Consider the following 14,012-nt stretch of genomic DNA (forward strand, 5'->3'; position numbering starts at 1 on the left):
CGGCTGCATGTGCTGATAGATGACAGATAGCGAATTGCCTGGGTTCTTGGTCGATCCGCTCCGGATTGCTTGGTTTTCTCGATAGCGCCAATCAATTCGGAGCGGTTTCGGCACTTCGAAATACCTTACGCTGATCTTACCCTCCCAAGTCTTTCCATCTTAACGCAGAAAACGCGATTTTTCGCGATCTGTCGTTGATTCTCTGCGCCGTTGCTGGCGGTTCTTCTTTGGAACAACATCGGCACTAAATCTTTTCTTCATTCTTTGCGATGACAATGCGGCTTTCATTCGTCGATTCGCTCGCCGGCAAGTAATGCCGGTACAGCAGGATTTGCGCAAGAACCGGGAGCCCCCCATGCGGTTCAACGTTTCACGCCGCGGTTTCACTTTGGTGGAGTTGTTGGTTGTCGTCGCTATTATCGGCATCCTGGCCGGATTGATTCTGCCGGCCGTCGGAGCCGCTCGCAGTGCGGCTCGCAGCGCGGAATGCAAAAACAATCTACGTCAATTTGGAGTCGGACTTCAGGCCTATTCAACGCAACGAAAGAGCGGCGATTTTTGCTCTGGCGCATTTAACTGGCAATATGACGGCTCGGTTACCGATGTGGGCTGGGTGGCTGATCTGGTGAACCGCAACATTCCCGTCGGCTCGATGCTCTGCCCCAGCAATCCGGCGACCTCGTCGCAAACCTATAAAGATCTGACCACGCTCGACTACAGTAGTTTTGGCGCCGCGGATTGCTCTACTTCCAACAACGGCTGCAGCAACTTTTGCGGATCCTCCGACACGACGCTGCCAGACGGTTCGATTCAAGTCAATCCTTGTAAAGAGATGCTGAAAGGAACAGTCGCTGATCGCCCTGAATTTGTACGCCAGCAAATCTACGACAAATTCTATAACACCAACTTTACCGCCAGTTGGTTCCTCGTTCGTTCTTCGATGTCGGTCGAAAGCGATGGCAATCTAAAAGCGACCTGCGGATCAGGCGGCATCTATCAGAAGGGCGCCGGCAAAGGCCCACTCACCCAAAGTCGCATCGACTCTGGCGTTGCGGCCGCCAACTTCGTTCCGTTCATCGGCGACGGGCTTCCCGTAGAGCTGTTGAACTATCCCCTCGAAACTGACAACGGCAATCCTACGATGGTCGCATCGATGACCGGTGGCCCGCGCATTTTTAGCACAGCTGGCACCGCCGCCGGCGCGATGAGCAGTCCTGCGATTTTGGCGTCGCCTACGATGGTCAGCAGCGGTCCCAAATCAGGCTGGTGGGGCGCTTTCAACAACAATACCAAGCAAGACTATCGCTGGTTCGGCGCGGTCCATAGCAGCTACGCCAATGTGCTGATGGCGGATGGAAGCGTGACCTCGTATTACGACCCGAGCGGTGACGGCATCTTGAACAATGGTTTTCCCGCGAACACGGGTAGCGATCCCCAGTTCAACAGCAGCGAAGTCGAAATCGACAGCAAATTGATCTATAGCCGCTGGGACTTGAATCCCAATAGCTTCCGCTAGGCCCTGTCTTTGTTTGATTCCGTCCGAAATCGAAATCAAAAATCGGCGTGCCGAAAAAAAGCAGGAAGGTTAACGAGATTCGACCGCAGCGTTCATCAAATATTGATTACACCGATGGATAATCAACGAGAGTTTAGAAGAGAGATTTGGGCCGGAGTAAGGAAAGTCAGTTATCGGGCGACTTTCCTCCATACTTCACAGCACACGTAAAAACAGGTCGACGCGTCCCCTGGAGAGAAACGCGTCGACCCCCAAAAGCGTCTTTCAACACTTTAAGTTACATCAATTTTTGCAAGAACCCTGGAGATTTGCAATGAAGAAACGTGGTTTCACGTTGATCGAACTGCTGGTGGTCGTCGCGATCATCGGTATTCTCGCCGCCCTGTTGCTGCCGGCTTTGGCTCGCGCTCGCGAAGCTGCCCGTAATGCTCAGTGCAAAAACAACCTTCGTCAATTCGGTATCGCCTTCGCCGCTCAGGTCGACAGCCGTCGCGACAAGAAGCTGGTTTCGGGCGCCTACGACTATCGTCGTGACGGATGCATCGACACCTACGGTTGGGTTGCCGACGTCGTCAACCAACAAGCTGGTAACGTCACCGAAATGATGTGCCCGACCAATCCGCTCCGCGGCTTGGAAAAGCTGAATGACTTGATCGGTGGAAATACTTCGGACAACAAGGGTGCCCCGGATGAACGCGTTCAGGCCGGTGCTTGCACCGCGTGGGTCGATAGCGGTTCGGTGCTGACCTACACGCCTGCCAACGATCCTTCGGGCAACGCACGTCCTCGCAAAGAGTACATCAACACCGAGTTCCTGAAGGCTGGTTACTGTACCAACTATGCTCAAAGCTGGTTCGCCGCTCGTGAACAGATGCTGACGAGCGATCTGAATGGCGCAAGCGCCTTCGACGCGAGCAAGAGCCCCAAAGAAGGCGGCAACAAGTCGGGTGTCCGTGGTGCTTACTACGGTCTCCGTTTGTCGGCTATCGAATCGGCTCCGGTTCCGTCCAGCGCCATCGCGATCTTGGGTGACGCCGCTCCTGGCGATACGAACGAAGCGATCCTGGCCGAAGATCTCAACGAAGAGTTGGGTCTGGTTGCCGGTGCTCGTCTCGCCGAATCGTTCAATGACGGTCCCGCCTTCTGGAACGACAATGACAAAGTTGCTTTGATCGAAAACATTGATTCGACGGGCGCCTACGGCACTGGCGCCACCACTTCTGGCACGCTGTATCAGCTGGAATCGCAAGACTCCACGATCGGCTTGTTCACCGGCGACATCATCCCGTCGATCGATGGAGAAGTTAGTGCGAACGCTGGTGACGATGGTTACCTCTTCCTGCAAGACACTCGTGACTGGTTCGCCACGCATGGCGGCGGCACCAGCGCTGGTTGCAACATCCTGATGGCCGATGGCAGCGTGAAGCTGGGTAGCGACCTGAATGGTGACGGCTTCTTGAACCCGGGCTTCCCGGTCACTGGTGATGTTGAAGAAAACGCCCGCAACGTCGGTTTCATCGATGACACGGTCGAACTGGAAAACTTCGAAATCTTCTCGGGTCCGAGCATCGCCCCGGCTGGTTTCGTCAAGGCTCAGTTTGAAGAAAGCTAGTCGTCACACGTGACGATTTTTCCGGCCCAATTTCCGCCTTGGGAGCGAACTTTCGCTCCCAAGGTTTTTCCTTTTTCATTGCACGTAATTATCCCCCCTATGCTCGACAAAATACCGCTTGTGATCGCGACTTCCGTTCTCGCGCTACTGGGAGCCTGGTGGGTCATGCCGACCAATTCGGCGTCGATCCCGTCACCTGCCGTCACTGAGATTCGTGAGAATCGTACGACGCCGCAACCGGCGGATGTGTCTGCCGTAAAGCTTCCGGCGGAGTCAGCGGATCCCCAACCTCAGCCCAAAGTGGAAGTCGAACGAACGGAATACAACTTTGGCTCGATGGAGCGTTTCGAGTCTTCCTCTCACACCTTCACGATTCGCAACATCGGCGATGCGCCGTTGCAGTTGGAAGTGGGAGATAGCTCCTGCAGTTGCACGCTGGCAGGAATTGAAGAATCGGGCGTCGCCCCCGGCGAAGAAACGCACATCAAGTTGGAATGGACGTTGAAGTTCAAAGAGGGGCCCTTTCGCCAATCCGCAACCATTCTCACGAATGATCCTGGTCGACCGGAAATTCAATTCGTCGTCGAAGGTATTATTCAAGAAGCCGTCAACATTGCTCCTCGTGAATTGGTTCTGTCAGGAATTTCCGTTGGGGAGCCGGTCAGCCGAACAGTTGAGATCATTCCCTCGGCATTCGAAATCGGCAATGTCCTCATCGAGGACGAATTGTCGATTCATCCGTTGACGGTCAGTCTGCTTCCCCGCACGGACGAGCATAAAAATTTCCGCATTGCAGTGAATATTCCAGATACGCTGCCGAGCGGTCATTTTAAAAAGGCGCTGAACATCCTCATCGTGCCGGCGGATCCGAAAAAGAAAACGATTCGGCGGACCCTCAAAATTGCCGGCAACGTCACCAGCGGATATATCGTTCTCTCTCCCAACATGCGAAAAGACGGCATCTACGAGATTCCGCCGATCAACACGGCAGGCAGTCACGAATATCATGCGATTATTCGTATCCGCGATTCCGAAAAAGAGCTTAAAATCAAGTCGCTCAAGTGCCGGCCGGAATTCATCACCGCCAAACTCGAACCTCAACCAGATACGAGCGTTAAAGGGCTCTACAAGCTGACAATGACCGTATCCCCCGATGCCCCGAAGGGAGTCTATCGCGGCACCGGCGGTGGTGACGTCATCATCGAACTGGATCATCCACGCATTGAGCGCATCCGCTTCTATCTAGAATGCGCCATCAATCGATAACTACCACGCGCCAATCCAATTGTTCATGAATACGACTCAAAAAACTGTCGATCCCTACAAAGTCATTCTTCGCATTGACGACGAAAATCGGCCGCTCAGCGCCTACCAAATCCTGCGACTTGACCTCTACGAAGACGATCCCGCCTACATTCAAATTTGCGGCGAACGAACGCGCAAAGCGCTGCAGAACTTCTTTGGAAAAATTGACCCGCCTCTGTGGCGACAGGTCTTTAACGAAGTTGAAGACGCAATCGAGATCCTGCTCGATAAGCAAAAAAAAGAGGCCTATGACATCGAGCTGAAGCGCAACGCGTCGGTCAGCGTTTCGTCAAACGGAAATGGAAGCAACGGCCATACTTCCGCAGCTCCGGCGCAAGAAGCCATCGGCGACAAAATTCTTTGCCCAACCTGCACGACGCTGAATCCGCCGAGCCGAAAGTTTTGCGCCGATTGCGGCAACGCGTTATACGTCGCCTGCGCCAAGTGCGGGTGCATGAACACGGTTCATGAAAAGTTCTGCGGCGGATGCGGGAGCAACCTGGCTGACTCAGCTCAGCAGCAACAAAGTCATCTTGAGCAAAAATTTGTCGAAGCGGAGGAATTGGTCGCCGCAGGGAAACATGACGCGGCCTGCCAACTGCTGCGTGAACTGACGCGGCCCACGCACGAAGGCGAAATGAAGTTCGCCCAACGCGCCGCATTGCGCATCGAGCAAGTCATTCAAGAGAAAGAAATTTTACTGACGCGAGCGCTCACCGTCACCGAAGAAGCGACCGAGCTCTTTTCGAACAAGCAATCGGAAAAAGCGGTAGCGCTGATTCGTCAAATACCGCAAACCCTCTGGCATGAATCGCTTACGAAGCTGCACGACAAAGCGAACCACGTCCGGCGCGAGATTAAACGACTCTCGAAAGAGATCAAATTGGCGGTCGCCGAAAAGCGGACCTCGCGATTGTTGCCGAAAGTCGAACGGCTGCTGGAACTAAAACCTCACGACGTTTCTGCGCAGCGTTTGGCTGAACGGTTGAAAAAGCATCAGCAGCAAGCCGATGTCGCCAAACGCGACAAACTACTGAGTAAAGCGAAAGAATATGTCTCGGATTATCGTTATGAACGCGCCTATGAGGTGCTGACCGAAGTGCCGGAAGCGGTGCGCAGCGATAATTTCCAACGTTATTTTGATCAGGTCGCCGAACTTGCGTGGATCGCAAACGATATCAAAAAATCGACTCGCGTTGATCGCCCGTTGATCGGGTTGGTGAGTCGTCTGGTGAAATTGATGCCCCGCGATCGCAACGCGATTGAAAATCTGCATAAGATGTCGCAGAAGTTTGAAAATCGCTCGCTGCGAAAAATGGAACGCGATCTAAATTGGGCCGATCCTCCCAAGCGGACGACGCTCGGTTCTCCCGTGGCGCTGCACGCCGGTCTCCACCAGATCAATTCTGAAAGGCTCGACGACAACAAGCACTTCCAAGACAACCGCGCAGCGTTTTATGTGGCGATCGGCTTGTCGTTGCAAGGCTTGGGTTTGACACAGGTTGATTTCAATCTCGCTCCGGCCAAAGCCGGCATGCTTGGCAAGCTTTCGGTCAGCCCCAAAAAAATCTCCGGTGACCGCTCCTGGGGAATCGATCTCAGCAACTCTGGCTTGAAAGCCGTTTTGCTAAGCAAGAAGAAGCTCGGCGAGAAAGAAAATGCGAAAGTCGTTGTCGTGGCGGAAGATTGCTTTCAATGCGACCACAAACGTCCTCTTTCGCGTGCGGATGACGCTGATCGACGTGGTTTGATTCAAGAGTCGGTCGAAAAGCTGATTGCCCATCTCGGCGAAGGAGGCTTTAAAGACGCGATCGTCGCGTTAGGACAACCAGCGTCGGAATTGATCGGCCGTTTTTTAAAGCTTCCGCCGGTCGAACAGAAGAAGCTGGAGAAGACGGTCCAGTACGAAGCGCGCAATCAGATCCCTTTCCCCTTGGAAGAACTTTCGACCGGTTATCATGTCTGGGATTCGCCTCCCAAGGACGAAGACGTGATCGAAGAACCAGGTCGGGAAGTCGCCTACATTGCAACTCGCTTGCTGCAACTTCAAGAACGTCTCGCATTTCTCAAGCGGCTCGGCATTTCCCCGCACATCGTGCAGGCCGATCCCATCGCGCTGCATAATTACTTCCAATTCGACGTCTACTCGGATGCCGAAAAAGAGCAGTGCATGCGCGAAACCGATCAGACCGTCGGTATTTTGGACGTCGGCTCCGACGCCAGTACGTTGATCGTCAGTGGTTTGAACAGCCTGTGGTTCCGCACGCTCGAAGTCGGCGGCGATTCGTTTACCCGTATTTTGGTGCGTCAGATGAGTCTGACTTTCACCAAAGCGGAAGAAATGAAACGCCAACCAGACACGGCGTCGGAAGTGAGCAAGATGTACGAAGTAATGGACACGGTCTTTAAGAACCTGACCAAGGAAACGTCGATTTCGATCAGTAACTACGCCAACGCAAACGCCGAGCGGCCGATATCCGAGATCTCCTTGATCGGCGGCGGAGGCCAACTTCACTCGCTCGTTCGCTTGTTGCAGTATGGGCGCCAGTTCGACTAAGGCCGAAACTGCGCGAGCTCCGCGTAGGGCCGGCCGTGCCTGCCGCGACTTAGGCGGGCCCTGCCGATAAGTGGCTAGCGAGACGGCAGGCACGGCCGGCCCTACCATTCTCCGCAGAACAAACGCCAACGCTCTAACCCGGGAAGATTCCTTCGCCGGCGATCATTCCGTCTCGCATATAGATCTGCCGCTTCGCTTGTTCGGCGATATCGGGCTCGTGCGTCACCATGATGATGGTGCGACCTTCGCGATTCAGCTTTCCTAAGATCTGCATGATCTCGGCGCCGGTTTTAGAATCCAAGTTGCCGGTCGGCTCGTCGGCCAAGATGATCTCGGGGTCGTTCAGCAGTGCTCGGGCAATCGCGACGCGTTGTTGCTGACCGCCGGAAAGCTGGTACGGCCGATGGTCTAGGCGATCCGAAAGTCCGACCTGCTCGGCCAAGTCCAGACAACGATTCCTATCGCGCGAAGAAATCGGCGGTCTGCCGGGTCGATACTGCAATGGAACCTGAATATTTTCTAGAACCGTGTACTGGGCGATCAGATTGTACGACTGAAAGATGAACCCAATCAGTTGATTGCGGACTTGCGACAACTGCCGATCACTGAGCGTCGAGACGTCATATCCACCCAGGATATAGCGTCCATAAGTCGGGCGGTCGAGTGCTCCCAACAGATTCAACAACGTGCTCTTGCCGCTGCCAGAAGAGCCCATCAGCGCTACAAAGTCTCCTTCCGGAAACGCGGCCGTAACTCCGCGCAGCGCCTTCACCACCACATCGCCCAGATGGTAGTGCTTTTCCAGGTTTTCAAATTCAGCCGCCATCCGCATGGCTTGGGGCGCTCCAGAGAAGAATGCTATTCGTGACGCAGCGCTTCGATCGGATCCATCATCGCGGCGCGGCGAGCAGGATAAAGTCCAAACAGCACGCCGACGCCGACCGAGATTAAGAAGGAAGCGATGATCGACCAGATCGCGATGCGTGGTTGTAAATCACGGATCGTTGTCGGGAGCGTACTCCAAACTTCCGGCAGCCAGCGCTCCATCCCGGTTTGCGCCAAATAGGTCGCCGGGATGCAGCCGAAGCCGAAGACCACGCCGATCATTCCGCCGGCGGCCGACAGCACTATTGTCTCGGCCAAAAATTGAATGATCACATCTTCTTGCGTCGCGCCTAACGCACGTCGAATGCCGATCTCTCGCGTTCGTTCGGTGACCGTCGCCAACATGATATTCATGATGCCGATACCGCCGACCAAGAGCGAAATGCCGGCGATCAAAATCAATAAGACGTTGAACATCATTCGCAACATCTCGGCCTGTCGCAACAGTTCGCTAGGAACCACAACCGCGTAGTCCCCCAAAGGATGGTACTTTTCGAGCAAGATCTCGATGATCCCCGCCGCTTCCTCCACTTCTTCCACTTCGCCCACGGTCACCGTAATTTGCGAAAGCTGAACGATCTCTCCTTCGCGGCTGCCGGAGCGGGACGTGATGACTTGATCTCCGATCCGCAGTCGCAACGTTGACAGCGGAATATAGACGTCCGTATTGAAATCGCGCCCCGCGAGACTGCCGCCGATCGCCGCCGACGGGGTTCGATCGGCTGTCTGCCCGATGACCTTGTAAACGTCTGACTTGCCGTTGAACTGAATCTCGATCTTGCGACCTACGGGATTCTCATGAGCGAACAAATTGGTCGCTGCCCCCGCCGCCAACACGCAGACGTTTTCTTCGCCGATCACGTCCCGATCCGATAGAAAACGTCCTCGCTCGACAAGCAGGTGATTCATATCGCGATAGTCGGGCGTCACCCCCAGCAATTGAATTTCGCTCTCACGCGATCCCGCGCGAGCATCCCCTTTGATTTCGCGCATCGGCACCGCACGGCGAATCGTGGGGACTCCTTCCAAAATTCGTTGATAGTCGTCACGCGTCAGTCCGTATTCGATAATAAAGCTGCTGCCGGTCGTCGAACCGGACGATGGCTTCATACTGCGGACGATGACATTCGTAGCGCCCAGGTCTTTGATCTGCTGCTGCGCCTGGTAACTTACTCCTTCTCCCATGGCGACCAGCCAAATCACGGCCGTCACGCCGATCATGATGCCGAGCATCGCCAGGCCAGAGCGGAGTTTGTGCAGCATCAGGCTCTTAAAACCGAGCCGAATTGTCGAGAACAGTCGCTGAATCATGAACGCGGAGGGCCTCCTGCGGGGCCGCCAGACGGCGGCGCTCCGGTTCCGCTGCGCGACTTTTCTCTTTCGGCACGAGACGCAGCCATCTCGTTGCGGGTAATGAAACCGTCTCCATCTTTGTCGATACGATCAAAGAAGTTCTTCATCGGCGCCGGCGCTTCATCACGGCTGAGCTTGCCATCTTGATCGGCGTCGTTTTGAAACGGGTCAGGGCGAGCAGATCCGCCGCCTGGTCCACCAGCAGGCGGACCGCTGGCGGTTGGTCCGCCGCTGTCGGATGGACTTGCCTGTCCGGCTGCGGAAGCTTCACCGCTCACTTCCGCAAGCGGCTCTGGTCCGGCATCGGCGACGATTCGCGCGTCAGCGACGACCGCGCGGGGATTACGCAGCACCAGGTCGCCGATTTTGACTCCGTCCAGCACTTCGATCAATTTGTCGTTGGTTTGTCCCAGCGTCAGCGGACGCCGTTCGGCGCCGGTCAGCGTTTGCACCCAACAAAAGTAGTTACCACGTTGCTCGACGACCGCCGAGACCGGTACGGTCAGCGCATCACGAATATCGGCAACTTGGATCTCCACAAACGCGGTCAGCCCAGGGCGAAGCGCCTCTTGCGTGCCGTCGATCGAAACAATCGTGCCATATTCTTTGACGTTGGCCGAAAACCAACCGGTTGGTTCCGGCTGATTGGCGATGCCGGTCACTTTCCCTTGAAAGGTCCGATCTTGAATCACAATTCGCGCCGGCATGTCGGTCCGAATGCGGTCAATCTTCGATTCGTGAATTGTCACTTTGACTTGCATCTTCGCCAGATCCGGAATGCGCACGATCGTCTGCCCTTCACGCACGATGGTTCCTTCGGCGATCCCGGTCTCGGTCGAACCGCGACGATCGGTCTCGTTGGCGTAGACGACCATGCCATTTTGCGGCGCTTGGATGACGCAATTCACGAGCTGCTTTTCCAGTCGATCCAGCCGCGCCTTTTCCAACTGGAACGCCGCTTCTTCAGAACGCATGCGCGCTTCGGCCGAATCGCGGGCCGCTTCCAATTCGCGGATCGTTTTCTGTTTCGTGAAATCGGTCAAGACGCGTTTGCTCGTTTCGGCCACTTCCAAATCTAGCTTGGCCCGTTCGACGGCGTAAACGTCCGCTTCGCGCTGTAGCGCCGTCACGTAACCTTTGCGCGACATCCGCTTGCTGTAACCGAGCATGTCTTGAGCGGTGGTCAGATTTTGCTGCGCAATCTTGATCGTCGCTTCCATCTGCTGCAGCGTTTGCAGGAAGGTCCCTTCCGCGTATTCTTGCACCGCCAACTTCGCCGCTTCAAAGGCTTCTTGCGTTTCGATCTTGGTCGCCAGCGCCTTTTCGTAAACGATCTTCTGGGCGTTCAATTGATCTTCGATCGCCGAAGTATCAATGCGGATAATCTCTTCACCTTTGGTGACCCGTTTGCCATCTTCGACGATCCACAGAATCGTGCCGCCGCCGGCGATCTCGCACTTCACGTCAATATTGCTGGCGCTCTCCACGTTGCCATCGTCGGTGACGGTGATCAACAAGCGTTCGCGCTGCACTTCGTAAGTGAGCGCGCCGCTCACTTCGTTGGTTGATCCCCAGATGCCGGAGCTGGGCAGGTAATAGGCGCCAAACGCGATTCCCGCGACGAGCAGCACCAACAGAATCGGCCAAAACCAATTGCGCCGCGAAGTTTCTAAGCGCAGGCGAGGCCGCGATTCGGGCGAGCTGTTTTCGACAGAAGCGGACATATCGCTGGTCCTTGGAAGGCGGGAAAGTCGTCACCTAGACTTAACCCCTTCCATTATCGCAGGTTCCGCTCGAAATTCATCCGTTTTCAGGCGGGAAAAGTGGAGCCGCCGCCTGCTCCCCCTCTTTGCGGGCACGCATCTCCTGCAACATCTGCTGTATCTCGCTGTTGGTGTACCGCCGCTCGCGGCTGACTTCGATTTCGTAAGCCTCTGGCAGCGGCGCGACCAGGGTCTGGTTAGGACGACTCTCCTGCGGGTTGGCAGTCGCCACTTGGTCGGAATAGGACGAAGGTACCGGTTGGGCCGCGACGTTCTCTTTTTCATGAGGCAACAAGCGAGCCAACCAGCGATCGACGCGCCACAGCGGCGGATCAGCCGATTCGGGCTGAGCGAGATCGGTTGACTCGGTCTCCTCCACTTCCGCTTCTTCGGGAAGATCAAAGTATCCTTCCTGCAGCCACTCCATCGGCACGGCCGGGGGCAGTTCGATCTCTTCCGAAGCGTCGGGAGGTCGTAAGTCCAACGGCGTATCGACCCAGATCCCCTCGTGGTCAATCTGCATGATCCCCAACTGGCGATAGAGACGCATCCGGTTCGCTTCGTAGTTGAGCCAGACGCTCATCAAGTTGTTTTGCGTATTACGCAAGTCGGACAAGGCGAACAGCAAATTCTGCGCGGCGGTTGGGCCCAGCGACAATGCCGGCTGGCCAGGTTCGGCGGGGGCGACCGGTGCGCTCAGCGCTTCGCGCGTTTGATCGACGCGGCGAATCGCGATCACCACCGCTCGGCGCTGAATCTCTAGATTCAAACGGAGTTGCTCTAGAGTGCGCAGCGACGCCCGCAGATCGGCGAAGACCGAGTCATCAAATTGAATCAAGTCGCGACGATCTTGCTGGTACTCAATCAGCTGCTGACGAAAGCTGTTGCGTTCGACCAAACGGGTCAACGGCGGATCAAACTGAACCGACGCTCGCAACGAACCTGTTTGACTGCGGAACTGGGCCGGGTTTTCGCCCAAGGTCTGCAGATCGCCGCTGAAAGCGATCGTCAAATTCGACTTCAGCGCGTTGGCGTTGTACTCGATCAAGCGCCAGGTATCGACCAACGACGCGCGATTGTTCATCCAGTCCAAGCGATTGGCGCGGGCAATTTCGAGCGCCTGCTCCGGCGTCAAATAGACGCGTTGAATGTTGATCTGTTCAATCCGAGCGCGAGCTTCAATCAATCCCAACTCGCTGACTAGGTTCTTCATCTCGACCAGACGAGCGACCAATTGATCCGCGACAACGTTCGGCTCGACCATCCCGATCTGGCTGGCGAGCTTTTCCACGTTCTCACGATTCAAATCGTTACGAGACTCCAAATCGTCGACTTCTTCGATCAAACGATCCTTGTCTCGCTCAAACAATCCACGCTCTGACTCTGTCATTTCCAAGGTACGCGCCGGAGTGACGCTCTCCAGCTTTTGCAGGTCCGCTGGAATCTCACCAACGCGCGTGTCAACTTCATGTTGTAACGAATCAACATCCTCGATCGACATCTGCAGATCTTCGAGCGTCGGGATGTGCGGGAGGTCGCCAAATCGCGAGATGTATTCTTCGATCGCGACTTGCGTTTGCGTCGTCGCGGGATCGGTCAGCTTGAATTTTTGAATCAACTCGTCATTCAACGCAATCGGCAAATTCGGCGGCAGACCAAGCGTCGATCGCTTGAACGTATCGAGCGCCGTCTCCAGGTTGTTGTGCGCCTGCAGCAGGTTGGCCCGTTCCGTCTCAATATTTTGCCGAAATTGATCGACCTGCGCGATATCGATCAGGCCTGCGTCCAGGTTCGCCTCCAAGAGATCGAGCGTTCGCTCTTGTGCCGATAGACTGTCTTGGGTGTTACGAATCTGCTGCAACTGTTGGAGCAAACCAAGGAACCCGCCGACGGTACCGGCGCCGCCGCCTGCGAAACCCGAGCCGCTGGCTCCTGCTCCCCCGGCGCCGTTGGCGTTGAATCCTCGCCCAAAGCCGGTCGCGTCGCCAACACCGCCAAAACCGCCGCTTCCTTGTCCGGTGAACCCGGTCAAACCGGTGCCGCCAAAGAAACCGCCGCGGCGCTGGGGACCGGCGACGCCTAGCTCGCCGAAGGCGACTTGCGTGTAAAACCCTTGCCGATATTGGGCGTACGCGCGCAGGTTCGCCAGCAAGGTTCGCTCGGCGATCGTTAACTGCTCCAGGGCGATCACTCGCCCACCGGCACGCAAGATCGGCTGAACCAAACCAAAGTTCAAAATCGACGTCGTCACGCCACGGTTTGGCCCGGCGAACTCCCAAATGGTCGAATTGGCGATGCCGACCAAGAACTCGCCGGCGGTCGCAAACTTGCGATTCATCTCCAGACCATTGTCGAGACGCAGCTTGCTGCTTTCACCACCGGCGCGCTCTTGGCCCAAATGCTCGAACTGGGTGAAGTTACCGCCGAAGAACTGCACGTCAAACCGAAAACGTTCGGTGCTAACGTCGAGCGAGGAGAGATAAATCGTTTCCAACTGCTGTTGATAGTCTGGCGATTGCAAGATGGCGAGACGCACCGAGTCGTCCAGGTCGAGCATGATCTCGCCTTGCTCGGTTACGTCCGAATGCTGGTACAGCTCTTCCAACCACCGGGGGTTTTCCAAGATCGGCCGGATACCGTTGCGTCCCCAATGGCTCCAGCCCTTTTTGTTATCGACCATGTGCATGTAACGATGCGAATAGGGATCATCCGGCGGCATCGGCGGTTTGACCGGGTCATACGTATCGTAGTAGCGGCTGCGCGGATTGACATCGATATTGAAATTGTCGATCGCCCAGCGAGGATTGTTCGACTTTTGCGCGACGAGTGACTGCGCTTCGGCATCGGCGTTGGCGACATAGCCATAGCGGTTGCATCCGGTCGACGCCCAACAGAACAGGGTCGACAGCGCGGCGCACGTCGCAAGCTTCCCGATCGTAGCTAAAGACTTGGGGTTCATACGGTCGCCTGAGCGTCCCGATCGCCGCGCACGAAGGGACTGGAGGGATAATCGCTATAGGC

Annotated in this window: 8 protein-coding genes; 4 read left to right on the forward strand and 4 right to left on the reverse strand. The window is 55.9% G+C overall.

Annotation, left to right across the window (positions count from 1 at the left end; all coding sequences use genetic code 11):
- Positions 1 to 355: 355 nt before the first annotated feature.
- The 4 genes from M4951_RS01995 to pilM all read left to right on the forward strand — a co-directional run bounded on the left by M4951_RS01995 (position 356) and on the right by pilM (position 6,990).
- Entirely contained in the window at positions 356 to 1,516 is a 1,161-nt protein-coding gene (locus M4951_RS01995) for a DUF1559 domain-containing protein (protein ID WP_262024812.1), read from the forward strand.
- 313 nt (positions 1,517 to 1,829) lie between these two features.
- A complete protein-coding gene (locus M4951_RS02005) occupies positions 1,830 to 3,128 on the forward strand; it encodes a DUF1559 domain-containing protein (protein ID WP_315985755.1) in 1,299 nt (432 codons plus the stop codon).
- A gap of 99 nt (positions 3,129 to 3,227) precedes the next feature.
- Positions 3,228 to 4,394 carry a DUF1573 domain-containing protein gene (locus tag M4951_RS02010; RefSeq protein ID WP_262024813.1) on the forward strand — a complete coding sequence of 389 codons (1,167 nt, stop codon included), beginning with the start codon at positions 3,228 to 3,230 and terminating at the stop codon, positions 4,392 to 4,394.
- 25 nt (positions 4,395 to 4,419) lie between these two features.
- Positions 4,420 to 6,990 (forward strand): pilus assembly protein PilM, encoded by a 2,571-nt coding sequence (gene pilM / locus M4951_RS02015; RefSeq protein ID WP_262024814.1) that lies wholly within the window; start codon positions 4,420 to 4,422, stop codon positions 6,988 to 6,990.
- Positions 6,991 to 7,123: 133 nt separating this feature from the next.
- On the opposite strand, the gene M4951_RS02020 is transcribed toward pilM, so the two are convergent.
- The 4 genes from M4951_RS02020 to M4951_RS02035 all read right to left on the reverse strand — a co-directional run bounded on the left by M4951_RS02020 (position 7,124) and on the right by M4951_RS02035 (position 13,950).
- Entirely contained in the window at positions 7,124 to 7,816 is a 693-nt protein-coding gene (locus M4951_RS02020) for an ABC transporter ATP-binding protein (RefSeq protein ID WP_410050418.1), read from the reverse strand.
- A 32-nt stretch (positions 7,817 to 7,848) separates the two neighbouring features.
- Entirely contained in the window at positions 7,849 to 9,186 is a 1,338-nt protein-coding gene (locus tag M4951_RS02025) for an ABC transporter permease (RefSeq protein ID WP_262024816.1), read from the reverse strand.
- Positions 9,183 to 10,952, reverse strand: coding sequence for an HlyD family efflux transporter periplasmic adaptor subunit (locus M4951_RS02030; protein ID WP_262024817.1), 1,770 nt, complete (start codon positions 10,950 to 10,952; stop codon positions 9,183 to 9,185). The genes M4951_RS02025 and M4951_RS02030 overlap by 4 nt, the downstream gene beginning before the upstream one ends.
- Before the next feature lie 76 nt (positions 10,953 to 11,028).
- Complete coding sequence (locus M4951_RS02035) at positions 11,029 to 13,950, reverse strand: TolC family protein (protein WP_262024818.1); 2,922 nt, start codon at positions 13,948 to 13,950, stop codon at positions 11,029 to 11,031.
- Between the last annotated feature and the right edge of the window lie 62 nt (positions 13,951 to 14,012).

Origin of the sequence: Blastopirellula sp. J2-11, assembly GCF_024584705.1 — a bacterium.
Classification (GTDB): Bacteria; Planctomycetota; Planctomycetia; order Pirellulales; family Pirellulaceae; genus Blastopirellula.

What these genes read in the sequence shown, in the direction of transcription:
- M4951_RS01995 (WP_262024812.1), top strand. Translation starts at nt 356, where the DNA reads ATGCGGTTCAACGTTTCACGCCGCGGTTTCACTTTGGTGGAGTTGTTG.
- M4951_RS02005 (WP_315985755.1), top strand. Translation starts at nt 1,830, where the DNA reads ATGAAGAAACGTGGTTTCACGTTGATCGAACTGCTGGTGGTCGTCGCG.
- M4951_RS02010 (WP_262024813.1), top strand. Translation starts at nt 3,228, where the DNA reads ATGCTCGACAAAATACCGCTTGTGATCGCGACTTCCGTTCTCGCGCTA.
- pilM (WP_262024814.1), top strand. Translation starts at nt 4,420, where the DNA reads ATGAATACGACTCAAAAAACTGTCGATCCCTACAAAGTCATTCTTCGC.
- M4951_RS02020 (WP_410050418.1), bottom strand. Translation starts at nt 7,816, where the DNA reads ATGGCGGCTGAATTTGAAAACCTGGAAAAGCACTACCATCTGGGCGAT.
- M4951_RS02025 (WP_262024816.1), bottom strand. Translation starts at nt 9,186, where the DNA reads ATGATTCAGCGACTGTTCTCGACAATTCGGCTCGGTTTTAAGAGCCTG.
- M4951_RS02030 (WP_262024817.1), bottom strand. Translation starts at nt 10,952, where the DNA reads ATGTCCGCTTCTGTCGAAAACAGCTCGCCCGAATCGCGGCCTCGCCTG.
- M4951_RS02035 (WP_262024818.1), bottom strand. Translation starts at nt 13,950, where the DNA reads ATGAACCCCAAGTCTTTAGCTACGATCGGGAAGCTTGCGACGTGCGCC.